Origin of the sequence: Mariniflexile aquimaris, assembly GCF_042676825.1 — a bacterium.
GTDB classification, from domain to species: Bacteria; Bacteroidota; Bacteroidia; order Flavobacteriales; family Flavobacteriaceae; genus Mariniflexile; species Mariniflexile aquimaris.
The window spans coordinates 1,068,451-1,085,110 of sequence record NZ_JBHTIB010000012.1 but is presented as its reverse complement, the minus strand read 5'-3'; the positions used below and the strand labels follow the sequence as shown (position 1 = coordinate 1,085,110).

At 33.7% G+C, this 16,660-nt stretch carries 19 protein-coding genes and 1 tRNA gene; 6 read left to right on the top strand and 14 right to left on the bottom strand.

Annotated features, from left to right (window positions below):
* Positions 1 to 7 precede the first annotated feature (7 nt).
* The 5 genes from ACFQ0I_RS12860 to ACFQ0I_RS12840 all read right to left on the bottom strand — a co-directional run bounded on the left by ACFQ0I_RS12860 (position 8) and on the right by ACFQ0I_RS12840 (position 3,239).
* Positions 8 to 664: an ATPase gene (locus tag ACFQ0I_RS12860; RefSeq protein ID WP_379942876.1), complete on the bottom strand. Its 657-nt coding sequence runs from the start codon at positions 662 to 664 to the stop codon at positions 8 to 10.
* Positions 648 to 1,295, bottom strand: a complete 648-nt coding sequence (locus tag ACFQ0I_RS12855) for a hypothetical protein (protein WP_379942874.1) — start codon at positions 1,293 to 1,295, stop codon at positions 648 to 650. Before ACFQ0I_RS12855 ends, ACFQ0I_RS12860 begins: the two co-directional genes overlap by 17 nt.
* Positions 1,292 to 1,582, bottom strand: a complete 291-nt coding sequence (locus tag ACFQ0I_RS12850) for a helix-turn-helix domain-containing protein (RefSeq protein WP_379942872.1) — start codon at positions 1,580 to 1,582, stop codon at positions 1,292 to 1,294. The genes ACFQ0I_RS12855 and ACFQ0I_RS12850 overlap by 4 nt, the downstream gene beginning before the upstream one ends.
* Before the next feature lie 241 nt (positions 1,583 to 1,823).
* Complete coding sequence (locus ACFQ0I_RS12845) at positions 1,824 to 2,660, bottom strand: RteC domain-containing protein (RefSeq protein WP_379942871.1); 837 nt, start codon at positions 2,658 to 2,660, stop codon at positions 1,824 to 1,826.
* Between the two features lie 255 nt (positions 2,661 to 2,915).
* Positions 2,916 to 3,239, bottom strand: a complete 324-nt coding sequence (locus ACFQ0I_RS12840) for a helix-turn-helix transcriptional regulator (RefSeq protein ID WP_379942869.1) — start codon at positions 3,237 to 3,239, stop codon at positions 2,916 to 2,918.
* Between the two features lie 684 nt (positions 3,240 to 3,923).
* Here ACFQ0I_RS12840 and ACFQ0I_RS12835 point away from each other — a divergent pair.
* Positions 3,924 to 4,901, top strand: coding sequence for a D-cysteine desulfhydrase family protein (locus tag ACFQ0I_RS12835; protein WP_379942868.1), 978 nt, complete (start codon positions 3,924 to 3,926; stop codon positions 4,899 to 4,901).
* 145 nt (positions 4,902 to 5,046) lie between these two features.
* On the opposite strand, the gene ACFQ0I_RS12830 is transcribed toward ACFQ0I_RS12835, so the two are convergent.
* Positions 5,047 to 5,120: transfer RNA gene (locus tag ACFQ0I_RS12830), tRNA-Met, on the bottom strand.
* Between the two features lie 131 nt (positions 5,121 to 5,251).
* Here ACFQ0I_RS12830 and ACFQ0I_RS12825 point away from each other — a divergent pair.
* Both ACFQ0I_RS12825 and ACFQ0I_RS12820 read left to right on the top strand, forming a co-directional pair.
* Positions 5,252 to 5,641: an START-like domain-containing protein gene (locus ACFQ0I_RS12825; RefSeq protein ID WP_379942866.1), complete on the top strand. Its 390-nt coding sequence runs from the start codon at positions 5,252 to 5,254 to the stop codon at positions 5,639 to 5,641.
* A gap of 138 nt (positions 5,642 to 5,779) precedes the next feature.
* Positions 5,780 to 6,622, top strand: a complete 843-nt coding sequence (locus ACFQ0I_RS12820) for an aminotransferase class IV (RefSeq protein ID WP_379942864.1) — start codon at positions 5,780 to 5,782, stop codon at positions 6,620 to 6,622.
* On the opposite strand, the gene ACFQ0I_RS12815 is transcribed toward ACFQ0I_RS12820, so the two are convergent.
* The 5 genes from ACFQ0I_RS12815 to ACFQ0I_RS12795 form a co-directional block, all read right to left on the bottom strand.
* Positions 6,619 to 7,179, bottom strand: coding sequence for a YqgE/AlgH family protein (locus tag ACFQ0I_RS12815; protein ID WP_379942862.1), 561 nt, complete (start codon positions 7,177 to 7,179; stop codon positions 6,619 to 6,621). The genes ACFQ0I_RS12820 and ACFQ0I_RS12815 overlap by 4 nt on opposite strands.
* Before the next feature lie 122 nt (positions 7,180 to 7,301).
* A complete protein-coding gene (locus ACFQ0I_RS12810; RefSeq protein WP_117178369.1) occupies positions 7,302 to 7,574 on the bottom strand; it encodes an HU family DNA-binding protein in 273 nt (90 codons plus the stop codon).
* 189 nt (positions 7,575 to 7,763) lie between these two features.
* A complete protein-coding gene (gene fmt, locus ACFQ0I_RS12805; RefSeq protein WP_379942860.1) occupies positions 7,764 to 8,711 on the bottom strand; it encodes a methionyl-tRNA formyltransferase in 948 nt (315 codons plus the stop codon).
* Between the two features lie 76 nt (positions 8,712 to 8,787).
* The gene (locus ACFQ0I_RS12800) at positions 8,788 to 10,692 is read right to left on the bottom strand and encodes a RecQ family ATP-dependent DNA helicase (RefSeq protein ID WP_379942858.1); all 1,905 of its coding nucleotides are present in this window, start codon (positions 10,690 to 10,692) and stop codon (positions 8,788 to 8,790) included.
* Complete coding sequence (locus ACFQ0I_RS12795; RefSeq protein WP_379942856.1) at positions 10,693 to 11,232, bottom strand: AAA family ATPase; 540 nt, start codon at positions 11,230 to 11,232, stop codon at positions 10,693 to 10,695.
* Between the two features lie 314 nt (positions 11,233 to 11,546).
* On the opposite strand from ACFQ0I_RS12795, the gene ACFQ0I_RS12790 reads away from it, so the two are divergent.
* From ACFQ0I_RS12790 to murA, 3 genes are all read left to right on the top strand, one after another.
* Positions 11,547 to 11,840: a DUF493 domain-containing protein gene (locus ACFQ0I_RS12790; protein WP_379942854.1), complete on the top strand. Its 294-nt coding sequence runs from the start codon at positions 11,547 to 11,549 to the stop codon at positions 11,838 to 11,840.
* A 64-nt stretch (positions 11,841 to 11,904) separates the two neighbouring features.
* Positions 11,905 to 12,558, top strand: a complete 654-nt coding sequence (locus ACFQ0I_RS12785) for a DUF4290 domain-containing protein (protein ID WP_379942852.1) — start codon at positions 11,905 to 11,907, stop codon at positions 12,556 to 12,558.
* A 6-nt stretch (positions 12,559 to 12,564) separates the two neighbouring features.
* Positions 12,565 to 13,875: a UDP-N-acetylglucosamine 1-carboxyvinyltransferase gene (murA, locus tag ACFQ0I_RS12780; protein ID WP_379942850.1), complete on the top strand. Its 1,311-nt coding sequence runs from the start codon at positions 12,565 to 12,567 to the stop codon at positions 13,873 to 13,875.
* A gap of 6 nt (positions 13,876 to 13,881) precedes the next feature.
* On the opposite strand, the gene ACFQ0I_RS12775 is transcribed toward murA, so the two are convergent.
* The 3 genes from ACFQ0I_RS12775 to ACFQ0I_RS12765 all read right to left on the bottom strand — a co-directional run bounded on the left by ACFQ0I_RS12775 (position 13,882) and on the right by ACFQ0I_RS12765 (position 16,659).
* Complete coding sequence (locus tag ACFQ0I_RS12775; RefSeq protein ID WP_379942848.1) at positions 13,882 to 14,832, bottom strand: TIGR01212 family radical SAM protein; 951 nt, start codon at positions 14,830 to 14,832, stop codon at positions 13,882 to 13,884.
* Positions 14,833 to 15,003: 171 nt separating this feature from the next.
* Positions 15,004 to 15,219: a hypothetical protein gene (locus ACFQ0I_RS12770; protein WP_379942846.1), complete on the bottom strand. Its 216-nt coding sequence runs from the start codon at positions 15,217 to 15,219 to the stop codon at positions 15,004 to 15,006.
* A gap of 135 nt (positions 15,220 to 15,354) precedes the next feature.
* Complete coding sequence (locus tag ACFQ0I_RS12765) at positions 15,355 to 16,659, bottom strand: cryptochrome/photolyase family protein (protein ID WP_379942844.1); 1,305 nt, start codon at positions 16,657 to 16,659, stop codon at positions 15,355 to 15,357.
* Between the last annotated feature and the right edge of the window lies 1 nt (position 16,660).

Sequence of the window (16,660 nt, the reverse complement as noted above, 5' to 3'; positions counted from 1 at the left end):
TGTGGTTTTATTTTCGTTTATCGTTTGTGTGCTTATCAAAAGCAATGAGGTTGAACAGTTGGCGCATTCTGCTTCGAACGCGATTGCCATATAAATCTTCCAATTCTTTGGCATTTAAATTTGTTGTTGCGTGAGTTTTTATATTATGTTTTATGAATATTTCGTAGCGTGATAATAGTATTTCTCCCATAACATTGCAGTCCTTTGCATAATGTCTGCCAATGGGTTCTACACCCAGATCATCAAAACAAAAAAACTGACTGTTGCCATAATCTTCAATGGTTTTGTACCCTATATGGTTAAACCCGAAAACGATGTTTCGTGAAGGCACTAAAATGTACGGACGTTGATGTGGCACAATGAATTTTAAAAGTCGCATCAAACTGGTTTTACCGCAGCCAACAGGACCAGAAAGTAAGATGCCTTTATTTGGGTCGATGTCATGGCGCTGGCAATTTTCTATGTCTTTTATAAAATAATGGCACAGTTTCATAAGGACGTCATGGTCTTCTTCATAGATTTTAAAATGGTTGCCAAGGAGCAGTTTTCCTTTAGCATCGAGATAAATTAAAATTTTCTGAAAATCATAGGTAACTGCTTTTCCATCGAAAGTTCCTATCGAAAATTCTACACCTCCTTCGGTAATTTTAGAGGGGTTGGTCATAATCTTTGATTTTAGAGGTTTTAAGGTTGTCTTTGTTTTGAGACCCTGGCTCATTTTTTTTTATTTCATTTGCTTTCAGCATCCAATTTGAAGCGGTGGCATGCCAATCAGTAATTTTAATTTTACCTCCAAGTTTCCAATCAATAGATTTGTAATGGTTGTAAAATTTTAAGGCTTCAATTTCTGGCCAATTGTTCATTTTAAAAAAAGCGACAGCTTCATTTTTATTTTTTGGTAGCTTAAGTTTATTAATGTTTTCTATTTGTTTATTAATGTTTGTATTATGTATCAATGCCTGTTCAAAGCCTGTTTCGGGCTTGTTCAGAGCTTGTTCAGAGCCTGTTTTAAAAATGAACATTCTAACCTTACTCCCTTTGAAAATGTTATATGAAGGTAAATAGCACAGATATTTCCAGTCGTTAAGGTTTTTTATGCATTTGTGATAGGTTGCAATTCCGCCAATTTTGGCTATTCCCATAACTTCATCCCTATTAATATAAAATTCTTCAGGGAAGCGATTGATATTCCAAAACTGAAACAAGGACATATACAAACTGATATGGGTGGGATTTAATCGGGAGTCTTTTGAGAATTGTTGAAACACAGCGTTTAAATGTTTTATATAGTTCATAAATCTTCACTCAATTTAATTTGAACCCTGTTTTCTATCATTATTTTCTGGATTTCATCAGCTTCATAAAAATTAATATTTCCCATTTTAGTGTGTGGGATTGTGCCATTCATTCTAAAGTTTTGTAAAGTTCCAGCACTTATGCTCAGTAAATCCATGACTTCTGATGATTTGAGATACTTCTTTAATCCTGTACCGGATTGTTTTAATAGCATCTTTTTAATATCACTTAGTAGCTCAATTTTGAATTCTCTTAGGTCGTCGGTGGTTATGATACTTGTTGCCATGTTAGGATTATTACATTATTGTTTATGTAGGTGTTTGACTTACTTTTAGCAAATTTGATAAGTTTTGATGGTGTTTAAGCAGTAGTTGAACCGTAGTCGGGTAAAATTTTTTAATTGTAAAAAAGTTGGAATTTGTAGTGATTTGAGTTTTTTAAAGGACTATTTGAGTTGAGTAAATAGAAAAAAAGTAAATAAAACGGTGATTACAGGAGGTGCACCCGACTACGGTGATTTCGAAGTATTATTCCTCAGAATTATTGATGTAGGTTGTTAGTCCTTCGGTTAGGTCATCCAAAAATTTTGTACGACTCATTTTTCTAGTTTTTATTTCGGCAAAGGTTTTGTAGCAATCCCCAATGTCAAAATGTAAAACCCTTTCTAGTACAGAAGCTATTTCTTTAATATCGGATTTACCATTATTTATAGCTCTATTATGATGAAGGGCATAAATTAATTCCGTTAGATCTGTTTTCGTTGAAGTCCATTGTAGTTCAACTTGATTTGTAACCTTTAATTCGTTATTGCTTTTTGGCTTTTTATTGATAATCAATCTGTTTTGGAGGTAGGTAATAAAATTATTGTATGCTTTGAGTTTCCCTAATAACATATCATAAGGCGTACAGAAATCGGGATCTTGAAAGTAGAATTTTGAAGATGTAATAGGAAGATTGTCAAAATAATCCCTTGTGAAGTATTGCTCGTCAAGATGCGTGTGTTTTGACTCTATATATTGAGCAAAGTCCATATTGTAAAGAAAAAAGCGGTTAAGTTTAGACAACTTCTTTTTTACATATTTATTCTGTTTGGTTATATCTGCTCTTGGAAATTGGATTTCAAAAGAACGGATTTCAGAAAAGTAAATTAATTGGTTTAAAGGTGTTTGTTTAATACTTTTAAAAAACTTGATTTCTTCGTTGGTAGTTTTGAAACCTTGTTTAATGATTTCTTTCTTAAAAGAATTGAGAAGGTTTCGACTAGCAATAATACTTTGGTTGGAGCGTTCTATAATCCCTTTGGAAGTATATTTTATATCATCCAATCTTTCTAAAAAATTCTTATTAATAGTATTGAAGTCCATTTGGATTAGCTAATTCCGAATTAGTAGTTGCTAAAAAGTATTTCAAACTTAAAAGGACAATAATTGATGAAGAAAAGAGAGAAGGATTAATATAATTACTCGTTCATTTAATATGTCTCTCTTAGTTTTAGTTTTATTATTTGTAGCGATAATGTAAAAAATATTTAAACTGAATCAAATATAAGGTTGTGTAATTGTTGCGTATTTTAATGTGAATTTTATTCACAACAAATAGGTAACCTATTGTAATTAAGCTTATTTGCCGAACTTTTTTATAAAATCTTCTTTATTCGAAACGTTGGATTTGATAAAAACATTTGAAGCATGTTTTCTAACAGTACTATAAGCAATAAACATGTTTTTTGATATTTTTTTATAGCTATTACCTTTAATGATTTGTATGGCAATCTCATTTTCTCTATTTGTGAAATTATATTCTTTTGCAATATTCCGTTTTAAAATATAAGTGTTTTTCAATCTATACAGGTAACTATTAATTTCCATAATGGTAACTAAAAAGAAAGCCATGGTAACCAATGGTTGTGTGATTGGTTGAAAATCGCCGAAATAAGTTAGCAAAGGCAAAAGAATAATGGACAATATAGAGGTCAGTCCTAGATACGTTTGTGTTTTAAAGTAGCGTTGTCTTTTTACTTCATTTTTTATAGTTAGAAAGAAGTAAATGAGGAATGTAATGGACAAAAATATGGGGAATATTAGGAAAAGGCTCCTTGCGAAGTTGAGAGATTTAGTATAATAATAGGGTATAATGAAGAAAATCAAAAAGCTAAACAATAGTATTATTGTCAAGTTTTTTATTTTGAAAAATCGGTTAGGAGTAATAATATTGAATTCAATATATAAATACCAAACTAGATAGATACACATAATTATAGAGATACTATATGTTGCAATGTATTGAAGGAAGATTGGACCTGGTAAGGATTGATCAGGTAATAAACCATTCAAAATATTATAAAGAAGGAATAAAATAGCCAAGACTAGATAGCGATAAGCAGCTTTGTTCGCTTTTTGTTTAGAGAAGATTATTTTAAATAATTGAAAAACAATAATAAGACCAATAATAATACACATGAATAGTACAATCCAGTGCATCGACGAGGAATATTCATATTCCGCCGTAAAGCGATATTGTTGTTTCAGAAAAAGCATTTAAATTGTTGAATAACATAATGTTATTTCAATATTTTCTTTACAACTAAAGATACATTATATTAGTCTTATAAAGAAAAATAATTAAAAATGCTGAACAGAAAATTCACTTTAGGTTTTTTCCCAACACCTCTAGAGGCCATGGAAAACTTGTCAAAAAAATACCCTGACTATAATTTATTTATTAAACGTGATGATAATTCAGGGTTAGCATCAGGAGGGAATAAGGTAAGGAAACTTCAGTATTTTATATATGATGCACTGGATAAAGGGTACGACACGATCCTTACCGCTGGAGCACAGCAATCAAACCATTGCAGGCAAACGGCAGCTGCTTGTGCTAAGGTAGGGTTACAATGCAATTTATTGTTAGGCGGAGAAAAACCAATCAATTATAATGGAAATCTTTTGCTTTCACATTTATTGGGTGCAAACATTCACTTTACTGGAGATAATAGAAAAGGAGAAAACTTAGAGTCAATTAAAGTTGAATTAGAGTCACAGAATAAAAAGGTTTATGTTGTTCCTTATGGTGGTTCAAATTTAATTGGTGCTTATGGATTTGTAGATGCCGTAAAAGAATTAAAAGAGCAATTATCCACCATGAACTTGAAAATGGATTATATATTCTTTGCGTCTAGTTCTGGTGGAACGCAAGCAGGACTTAAACTTGGAGTTGATTTATATGGACTTGATATAAAACTAATGCCCATAAGCATCGATAAATTGGGTTATGGAGATATAACATTGGATGAAGCGGTACTTGAGCTATTGTTTGAAGGTCAAAAAGCTTTAAGCATTCAAAAATCATATTCAATTAATGATGCAACGCTAATTAGAGGTTATGATTCCCAAGGATATGGTGTTGTTACTTCAAACGAGAAACATGCAATCAAAGAATTGGCCCATAGCGAAGGTGTTTTACTGGATCCTGTTTATACAGGAAGGGCATTTTATGGCATGTTAGACCATTTAAAAAATAAAGAATTAAGAAAAAATTCTAATGTTCTTTTTTGGCATACGGGAGGTTTGCCAGCTAATTTTTATTATTCTAAAGAATTTATGTAAGAAAATAATAAGAGTTTAATTGAATTTGGTGCTATTTGAGTTTGTTTGTGATACCAGTGTAAAAAAGTGCCAAATGTTTTAGCTATGTTTTAGCAAAATAAAAAAGCCAAGAAATTTTTTTCTTGGCTTTCCTTTGTTTACCTTGTAGCGAGAGGGGGGCACGATCCCCCGACCTCCGGGTTATGAATCCGACGCTCTAACCAGCTGAGCTACCTCGCCTAATTTAAGGCTGCAAATATAAAAACAATATTATTCTCTGCAAATATTACTTAAGTAAATTATTATTAAATTTTATTGTATTACTTATCAATTAATGTATATATTGGGAACTCAAAATTTTTATAGTACTTATGGACGAAAAAGTTAAATTTGAAATTGAATTTACTATTCAAGCATCACCACAATTAATCTATCAATATATTTCAACACCATCTGGTTTATCGGAATGGTTTTCAGATAATGTAAACTCTAGAGGTGAATTTTTTACTTTTATTTGGGACGATAGCCAAGAAAAAGCAAAACTTATTAGTAAAAAAACAGGCGAACGTATTAAATTTAGATGGATTACAGAGGAGGATGACCAAACTTCCTATTTTGAAATTAAGATTCAAGTAGATGAAATTACTAAAGACGTTTCGTTAATAATTACAGATTTTGCCGAAGAAGATGAGGTCGAAGAGTCTAAAATGCTTTGGGAAAATCAAATTTCTAGTTTAAAGCAAGTATTAGGTTCAGCCTAATGGAAAAGAATTCATTGAAATTTCGCATCGAAGGCTTTATGGAACTTGTCATTCCTTCGAAAACAGAAATCTAAATAAAGAATTTAAATTATATTTGTCCCGTCCCGATAGTTATCGGGATTAATCGGGACTTTTTTTATGACAAATTTTAACGGTACTATTTCAGCTCAAGAACAATTATTATCCATTCAAAACAGAGGTTATGCTTATGGCGATATGCTTTTCGAAACTATAAAAGCTTCGCATGGTAAATTGTTTTTTTGGGAAGATCATTATTTTAGACTTATGGCGTCTATGCGTATTATGCGCATGGAGATTCCAATGAATTTCACCATGGAATTTCTAGAAGACCAAATTCAGCAAACATTAAAAACATCGAATTTAGATAAGTCTTCGGCAAGAGTTAAATTATCTGTCTTTAGAAACGAAGGCGGTTTGTATTTGCCAAAAACCAATGATGTTAGCTTTGTAATAACCGTGAAAAAAATGGAAAGCGATTTTTACGAGCTTAGAAATGATTTTTATGAAGTTGATTTGTTTAAAGATTACTATGTATCTCCAACATTGTTATCTACCTTAAAAACGAATAATAAAGCGTTAAACGTAATTGGAAGCATTTATGCATATGATAACAATTTGAATAATTGCTTAATTATGAATACAAATAAGCATGTGGTTGAGGCCTTAAACGGAAATGTGTTTGTTGTTACTGGAAATGTTATTAAAACACCTCCAATAAATGATGGGTGTTTAAAAGGGGTAATGAGAAAACAAATTATAGATATATTAAAAACGGATAAGGATTATGAATTGGTTGAAGCATCTATCTCGCCGTTTGAACTTCAAAAAGCAGACGAAATTTTTGTAACAAATGTGATAGTTGGCATACAACCAGTTACTAAATACAGGAAAAAATTGTTTACAGCTGATGTTTCAAAAAGAGTCCTTGAAAAAATAAATGTAAAACTAAGATTAAGTTAGTTGTAGTTAGGATTTTCGGGGGCATTACTCCAAATACTGTAGTTATCGCCAAATTCTAACATTTTTTCTTTCCAGAAAGTTTCGTAATTCTTTTCAATAATCTCGTTTTTATAAATGTTTTCGGTAACAACCCAAGAATTCATTTTTAACTCTTTTTCTAATTGATTTGCATCCCAACCAGAATATCCAAGAAAAAATTTAATATCATTTTCATTTATAACTTCTTTGGCAATAAGTTCGGCTACTTTATTAAAATCTCCACCCCAATAAACGCCTAACGAAATTTCAATGCTATTCGGAATTAATTCAGGTATTTTATGAATAAAGTATAAATTATCCTGTTCTACAGGACCGCCATTATAAACTTTAAATTTGGCTTCTACTTCGGGTACTAAATCGTTTATAGTATAATCTAATGGTTTATTAAGTATAAAACCTATCGAGCCCTCCGCAGAGTGGTCGGCCAATAAAATAATGGATCTATTAAAAGACATATCGCCAATTATTGTAGGTTCAGCGATTAACAAATTACCTTTTTTTGGTGTTATTGTAACCATACTTGTGAGGAATTAGCAAATAAATCTAATATTAATTTATTAAAAAAGCAACTGTTTTAATAAAATATAAAAAAAATGCCCCCAAATATGGAAGGCATTTTAAATATGAATGAAGTAAATAATTAATTTACGGCGTTTGATAAATCTGCACCAGCTTTAAATTTTACCACTTTTTTAGCTTTAATTTTTATAGTAGCTCCAGTTTGTGGGTTTCTACCTTCTCTTGCAGCTCTTTTAGAAACTGACCATGATCCAAATCCAACTAAAGAAACACGGTTGCCTTTTTGTAAAGCACCTTCAATTTCAATTAGTGCGCATTCTAATGCTTTTTTTGCAGCAGCTTTTGTAATTCCAGCATGTTCTGCCATTGCATCGATTAAATCTGTTTTGTTCATAATATTAAATTTAATTATTAATAAATTGGTTAAAATTTTGTTTAAATCCTATTACAAATTTATACGGATTATGCTTTCATGCAAGTAAAATATAGGGAAATACATCGTATTGTTGATAAATCGACACTTTTGTTAATAAGGAGGCTGTATTTTGTCGAGTTTTTGCGTAATACCAATGTAATTAAGGGGTTACAGCATTCTGGCTCCTGCTTCGAAGGTGTATCCGTTTAGTAGCGATTTTACGTCCATGCTACGTTTTCCCGGAAGCTTTATTTCATTAATAATTATATAACCATTTGATACAGCAACTTTTAATTCTTTTTTTGAACTTAGAATAGTTCCAACCGCATGGTTATGCGAAACCTGTTCTTTATCTGCCTTATAAATTTTAATATCCAAGGTGTCATTTCCGTTAATTAAGGTGCACCATCCTGCCGGATATGGGCTTAAACCACGAATTAAATTATAAATTTTTTCTAAGGAGTCGTTCCAGTTTATTTTGCAATTCTCCCTGTTAAGTTTATAAGCAGTTTTAATATCTGATGTGTCTTTTTGAGGAACGGTGTTTACAGAGTTGTTTTCAATCAATTTAACTGTTTTTAAAACGAGAGCGCTTCCTATGTTCATAAGTGTATCATGTAAGCTTCCAGCGTTTTCATCGGGTTTTATCTCCACAGTTTCTTGAAGAATCATATCGCCAGTATCAATTTCTTCATTAATAAAAAATGTTGAAACACCCGTTTTGGTCTCGCCATTAATTATAGCCCAATTAATAGGGGCGGCGCCACGATAATTTGGAAGTAATGAGGCGTGTAAATTAAAGGTGCCGTATGCTGGCATTTGCCACACTACTTTTGGTAACATTCTAAATGCTACTACAATTTGTAGATTGGCATTAAGTTGTTTTAATTCCTTTAAAAAGTCTTCGTTTTTTAAGTTTGTTGGTTGTAAAACACTTAAGTTTTGCGCAACCGCATATTGTTTTACGGCACTTTCGTGAAGTTTTTGTCCGCGTCCCGCTGGTTTGTCTGGTGCCGTAATAACACCAACAATATTATATTTGGCTTCTACCAATGTTTTTAAAGTTGCTACGGCAAAATCGGGCGTACCCATAAATATAATTCTTAATTCTTTCATTGTAGGTGTTTATTGTTTTTTGTTTTGATGCGCATTTCCGTTTCGATCACAAGGTTCATTATTCAGAAATTTGGTATTACAAATGACTTAATTTATAAGTGTTGGTTGGTGTTATGGCTATAATATTGTGTTCTAAGAGTAATTTTAAAACACTTTTTAATTCGGATTCTGAGCAATTTAAAGCGCTAATCATATTTCTAGAGGATTGGTTTCCTGTTTCTAGTAATTCTATAACTCGGTTTTTAATGTTCATGATGTCTTGCGGTTTTGCATTTTTTTGCGTGCTCGCACATACTGAACAAATACCGCAAGGCTTGGTGTCTTTTTCTCCAAAATAGGCGAGGAGTTGCATGCTTTTACAAACAGAGTCGTTGTCTATATATGCTAGCATCGCTTTAACCTGCTGCTGTTTTAACTCGTTTTGTTGCTCGATGATACTCGCGATGCGATTAATGGTTTTGTCGTCTTCTCGAGGTTCTATAAAGGTGACCTGAGCATCGGTTTTAGCTAAATTTAATGTGATGACTTCGTCTTTTTCTAATTGCTTGAGCGTATTAGTTACAACTGTTTCGTTCGCTGATGCTTTTTCTGAAATTTTGGCAATATCAATTTTAGTATCGTGATCAAAAATACCCCCATACATTCTTAATATAGATTTTACGATTACATTAAAATTTGGATGTGTTTCGAGGTAATTAAAAAGGGAGGCACTGGAAATGATAAACTGCGCAGACACTTTGTTTTTAAACTGTTTCGATAAAATAATGACGCTATTTCTATCGAGCATTAACAGCGCATTATAGGTTAAAACAGGATTGAAATTATAGGTTTTGCAAAAGCTATTAAAATCGAAATCGAAAGTCTCGTATTCACCTTCACCATATGATATCTGGAAATAGTTACATAGTTTTCGGTAAACCTGTTTTACAAAATCCACAGGCGGCAATACGCTTAAAAACTGATTTTTGACTAATACTTCGTCGCTGTTGTTTTTTAAAATAACGGCAAATGCTTTTTCGCCGTTACGCCCCACACGACCAGCTTCTTGGAAATAACTTTCGATACTTTCCGGTAGGTTTAAATGAATAACCGTTTTAACATCGGGTTTGTCTATGCCCATGCCAAAGGCATTGGTGGCAACCATAACTTGCTTTTGGTTTTGCAACCAAAGCGTCATATTTTTATCTTTTTCGTCGGTTGGTAAGCCGCCATGGTAATAGGTTGCCGAAATTTTTTTAGATTCTAAAAAAGCACTGAGATCTAAGGTTGATTTTCTGTTTCGAACATAAATGATTGATGATTCCTTGTATTTTTTTAATATGGTTTCAATGCGATAGTATTTATCGTTTTCATGATACACCATATAGCCTAAATTAGGCCTAGAAAACGATTGTTTAAAAATTTTAGGATTTATAAAATCGAGTTCTTTTATAATATCGTTTACCACATCGGGTTTTGCCGAAGCAGTAAGTGCTACGACATTTACCGAAGGTTGCAATTGCCTTAAAATAGCTATGTTTTTGTATGCTGGTCTAAAATCGCTTCCCCACTGCGAAATACAATGCGCCTCGTCTACCGCAATTAAATTTACATTCATTTGCCTAATGCGTTCTTGAACGAGCTCTTGTTGTAAACGTTCTGGAGAAAGGTAGAGAAACTTGTAATTCCCGTAAATACAATTGTCTAACAAGGTGTCTAACTGACTGTAGGTAATGCCGCTGGTTAGCGCCATAGCTTTAATGCCTTTGTCGTTAAGTTGCTGCACCTGGTCTTTCATTAAAGCGATTAAGGGTGAAATAACCACACAAATACCCGGTTTTGCTAGGGCCGGAATTTGAAAACATAACGATTTTCCGCCACCCGTTGGAAGCAGTACAAACGTATCTTCCCCTTCAATAACCGCATTGATGATGGCTTCTTGTTCTGGGCGGAATTGCGTAAAATTCCAATAACGTTCTAGTATGTCTAAAGGTTGTTGCATTTATAGCTTTAACGCTTTTAAAATGTAATCGGTTCTGTTCTCAATGGTGTCAAAAGGTACGTCTATTAAATCGTAGTCGTATTTTTGATAGGTGTTTAAAAGGCAATCATGTATTTCTAATGCTTGCTCAAAATTTTCGTAGCGCTCGTTATCGTTTGTGTAAATGGCTGCCCAGGGTTTTAATATAAAAACGGTATCGTAAACGGCATTTTCGCAGGCATGTATAAACGCAGGCGGGTAGGTGTCGCCAATATAATCCATGTAAGCCAATACATCTGGAACCCCACGGTCGAAAAAAGTTACATCGGCATTTAAGGTATCGGCTTTTAAATATTGCTGATGCCTGCCTTTTAGAAGCATTTCGCTAAACAATAAGGGGTTGGTTAAAAACAACTGGTCTATCCCTTCTTTTTTAGCATCTAAAGTTACTTGACGCGAAATTTCTTCAAGACACGTGTAACCGCGTTTAATTAATTCGTTTATTAATGTTGATTTTCCGGTTCCTGGACCTCCGGTAATTACAATTTTTTTCGTTTTCAAGAAGTGATAATTTAAGCTGTAAAAATCGGAATTTAAGCGCTATAAAAAAAATGAACAATTAATAATTGATAATAAACTTTAAACACTGGTGTTATGTGAAGCTGGCTTTTACGACAAAACCATTAGGCATTGTGTGTTAGGGATTGTACTGAAAAGCCCACAGCGACCCTTGTCCCGATTGCTATCGGGACGGGGGAGCGAGGACTTGTAAGGGAAAGCCCGACCCGACCTTAGGAGGGTAACACCCAAAATTATTTTATTTTATTTTTTATAATGCACGTACTAACTGTATATTTGCACGATATTAAAAAACTATGAGTACAGCTCCAAATCAGGACGAATTTTACGATAAATTAAGAGGGCAATTATACGATACATCGCTTTGGCCTGCGGAATATTTGTATAAGTTTATTATTAAAACGGAAAGCATTAAAATTGCCAAAATTGATGCTATCTTCGATAATATGGGTGCAGTAATTAATACTATAGAAAGCAAAAATGGCAAATATACCAGCGTTTCTATAAACGTAATGATGAAAAACCCCGATGCTGTGATAGGAAAGTACAAGGAAGTAGCAGAAAAAATAGAAGGAGTTATTAGTCTTTAGTTTTTTTTTGTACTTTGCACTTGCATAACTACTACATGCGCAACATTTAACTCTACACTTTATTTTGACAATAGACGATTTAGAATACAACACAGAGCGTGAACATTTAATTATACCTGAGTATGGACGCCATATGCAGAAAATGATTAATTACGCGAAAACACGAGAAACAAAAGAAGAACGCAATAAAGTGGCTAAAGCTATTATTGCCGTAATGGGCAACATGCAACCACATTTAAGAGACGTTCCAGATTTTCAGCATAAACTTTGGGATCAGCTTTTTATTATGGCTAATTTTGAATTGGATGTAGATTCTCCTTACGAAAAACCTACAAAAGAATTACTGGAAGAACATCCAGAACCTTTAAAATACCCACAGAATTTTCCAAAATATCGTTTCTACGGAAATAATATTAAAACCATGATTGATGTGGCAAATACCTGGGAAGATGGCGAACTTAAAGAAGCTTTAACCTATACTATTGCCAACCACATGAAAAAGTGTTTTTTAAATTGGAATAAAGACACGGTGGAAGATGATGTTATTTATGGGCATTTATACGAGCTTTCTGGCGGAAAAATAAACTTGAAGAATTCTGATGAAGATTTATCGGATGCGACGAGTTTAATGCGCACAAAAACAAAGTTTACAAGTACTAACAAAAAGGGCGGTCACCATAAAAAAGGATCTTCTGGTCGCCAAAGAAAACGTTTCTAAACCAATATGAGTACATTTAAAATTGAAGGCGGTCACCGTTTAAAAGGGAGTATACAACCACAAGGTGCAAAAAATGAAGCACTGCAAATTTTATGCGCCGTTTTGCTAACACCAGAACTGGTAACTATTAATAATATTCCAGATATTGTAGATGTAAATAAACTAATTAGTTTATTGAAAAAATTAGGTGTTAAGGTTGAAAAAATTAAACAAGGCACCTACACATTTCAAGCGGACGATGTTAATTTAAAGTACTTAGAATCGGACGAATTTAAGGTAGATGGTCGTGGTTTACGCGGTTCTATCATGATAGTTGGCCCTATGTTAGCGCGTTTTGGTAAAGGGTATATCCCAAAGCCAGGAGGCGATAAAATTGGTCGTCGTCGTTTAGATACACATTTTGAAGGGCTTATTAATTTAGGCGCTAAGTTTAGATATAGTAAAGAAGAACAGTTTTACGGTGTTGAAGCCGACAGATTAAAAGGCGTTTACATGCTTCTTGAAGAAGCTTCGGTTACTGGAACTGCCAATATTGTTATGGCAGCTGTTTTAGCTGAAGGACGCACCACAATTTATAATGCCGCTTGCGAGCCCTATTTACAGCAATTATGTAAAATGCTGAATAGAATGGGAGCTAAAATTAGCGGTGTTGGTTCTAACTTATTAGTGATTGATGGTGTTGAAAAATTAGGTGGTACCGAACATACCATGTTACCAGACATGATTGAAATTGGTAGCTGGATTGGATTAGCTGCCATGACCAAAAGTGAACTGACTATTACCAATGTATCTTGGGACGATTTGGGTATTATACCGAATGTGTTTAGAAAATTAGGTATCACTGTTGAAAAACGTGGCGACGATATTCATATTCCTGCACATGTTGATGGTTATGAAATACAAAGTTTTATTGATGGATCTATTTTAACTATTTCTGATGCACCTTGGCCAGGGTTTACTCCCGATTTACTAAGTATTATTTTAGTGGTAGCAACGCAAGCCAGAGGTAGTGTGTTAATACACCAGAAAATGTTTGAAAGCCGTTTATTCTTCGTTGATAAATTAATAGATATGGGTGCTAAAATTATATTATGCGACCCGCATCGTGCTACTGTAATTGGGCATGATTATAAATCGACTTTAAAAGCAACTACCATGACATCGCCAGATATTCGTGCTGGGGTTTCGTTACTTATTGCGGCTTTGTCTGCAAAAGGAACGTCTATTATTCAAAATATTGAACAGATAGATCGCGGTTACGAGCGTATCGATGAGCGTTTACGTGCTATTGGTGCTCATATTGAGCGTGTACCTTAATAGGAATTATTTACTGATTACTGCTTGCTGTTTATAATACTTGCCTTGCCAGGTATTATTTTTGGTGAGTAGTTTGTCAATTTTTGCAACAATTTCAAAGTTTTTAAGGCCATTCCATTTTGGAGCTATTAGTAAGTCCGGAGGCGTTTCGCTTATAAAGCGTTCTATGATGATGTCCGGACGCAAAATCTCTATAAACTCTGAAACCAACTCAATATAATTGTCAGCAGTAAATAAATCGAATTTCTCCGGTTCCTTTTTAAATTGATGCGCCATAACAGACTGTTTTACAATTTGTAAATGGTGCAGTTTTAAGGTTGAAATCGGTAATTTTGATAGTTCTACGGCATGCATCAACAATTCTTCTTTAGATTCGCCAGGTAATCCTAAAATAACATGGGCACCTAAATGAAAGCCTTTGTTTTTACACATTTCATAAGCGGCAATAGTGTCTTCAAAGCTGTGGCATCTGTTTACAGCCTTCAGCGTTTTGTTTAAAGTACTTTCTACCCCAAATTCTAATGAGATATAGTATTCTTTAGATAAAAGCGACAGATAATTTATGATGTCTTCAGAAATACAATCTGGTCGGGTACCGATTACCAAACCGATAACACCAGGTACTTGTAATGCCTCTTCATACATGTTTTTAAGAGAATCTAAATCGGAATAGGTGTTAGTATAAGCTTGAAAATAAGCAAAGTATTGTTGTGTTTTGTATTTTTTTGAAAACCGATTGATGCCTTCTTCCAGTTGTTGTGTGATTGATTTAGTAGGCGCACAATAATCTGGATTAAAGGTATTGTTGTTACAGTAGGTGCATCCGCCAAAGCCTTTAGATCCGTCTCTGTTGGGGCATGAAAAACCAATATCTAAAGAGATTTTTTGTACGCGTTCTCCAAATATCGATTTTATAAACGAAGAATAGTCTAAGTAGCGTTTTCCTGTAATTGGCATATCTGAAAGTTAAACGCAAAATTACTAAAAATTAAATGAGATGTTTGTTTTTATATTGGTGAATAAATGGGCGTTGGTTTGGGATTGTAAACTAATTTTAGGTTGGAGCATTGCAAAAAAAAGCCTCCATTATTAAATATGGAGGCCTTATTGATGTATGATAAAGAAGCACTAAGGTCTTCCTTTTAATCGTTTTTCAATTTTTTGTTTTATGCCGGTAAGGCGTTTCATAAGATCCATAATTTTTGGGTCTTGCTCTTCTTTGTAAATCGTATTTAAGCTTAAGATAAGGTCTTTTACTTCTCTTGATGCTTCTATACGTTCGCTTGTGTTTTTAAAAGATTGTTTTCTTTGTTCGAACTCTAAAGCGTTTTCAATAATTTCCATGAATTTTAATGTATTTTAATAAACGATTGATAATATTTAATTATCAGAATCCCCCAAAATACTAAAAATAAATAGGTTATACGATTTTTAGGAGGTTAATTAATACAACCTTAACAATTGCGACTTTAAAATCTGTTATTGAAGAGCCGATTTGTAAACCTGTAAACAGCGTTCTCGCGCCATTTTATGGTCGACAATAGGAGCGGGGTACGTTAATTCTTGAAAATCGGGACACCATTTTTTTATATACTCTAAGTTTTTGTCAAACTTTTCTATTTGTGTAGTTGGATTAAATATTCTAAAATAAGGTGCCGCATCTACGCCACATCCAGCAACCCACTGCCAGTTACCAACATTACTGGCCATTTCGTAATCATGTAATTTTTCGGCGAAATAGGCTTCGCCCCAGCGCCAATCTATAAGTAAATGTTTGCACAGAAAACTACCTACTAGCATACGCACACGATTGTGCATAAAACCAGTTTCGTTTAGTTGGCGCATACCGGCATCAACTAATGGATACCCGGTGTTTCCTTCGCACCACGCTTTAAATTCGTGTTCGTTATTACGCCATTCTATACGGTCGTATTGAGGTTTAAAACTTTGTGTTGCGGTATGCGGAAAATGCCATAAAATATGCATGAAAAATTCTCGCCAAATAAGTTCTTGCCAAAATATTTCGTTTTGTTCTGAAATAGCTTTTTCTATTATTTTTCGAATACTAACCGTGCCAAAACGCAGATGCGGACCAAGTTTAGAGGTGCTGTTTTTTGCTGGAAAATTTCTGGTAGCTTCGTAGTTTTGAATAAGCCCAGGGGTAACAGTATACTCAGAAATTGTTTTGCTTGCTCTTATAAATCCAATGTCTGATAAACTTAAATTTGGCAAGTTTTCAGTTTTTAAAAGCCTATCAAAAAATGACTCGGTTTCAAAAAAATGTAATTTATTGGAGTTAAAAGTTGCTTTCCAGGTTTTCATATAAGGCGTGTAAACCACATAGGGCGTCCCATCACTTTTAACGATCTCCTCTTTTTCAAAAATAACCTGGTCTTTGTAGGTTTTAAAAGCTATTGAATGGTTTGAAAGAAAGTTTTCAATTTCTAAATCGCGGGTTTTAGCATAGGGTTCGTAATCATGATTGGTATAAACGGTTTCTATATTATATTGGGCTACAAGTTTTCTAAAAACAGCGATTGGTTTTCCATGATACATGGCGATGCCGCTACCATACGATTCCTTCAAATTGGCCTGCATCGTCTGTAGGGTGTCATGAATAAAAGTTACGCGGGCATCATCTTTTGCAAGCGACTCTAAAATTTCAGAATCAAAAATAAAAATTGGTAAAACAGGATTGTTTCCTGTTAATGCTTCATAGAATCCTTTATTGTCATCCAATCTTAAATCACGCCGAAACCAGAAAATGTTAATAGCTTTTTTCATA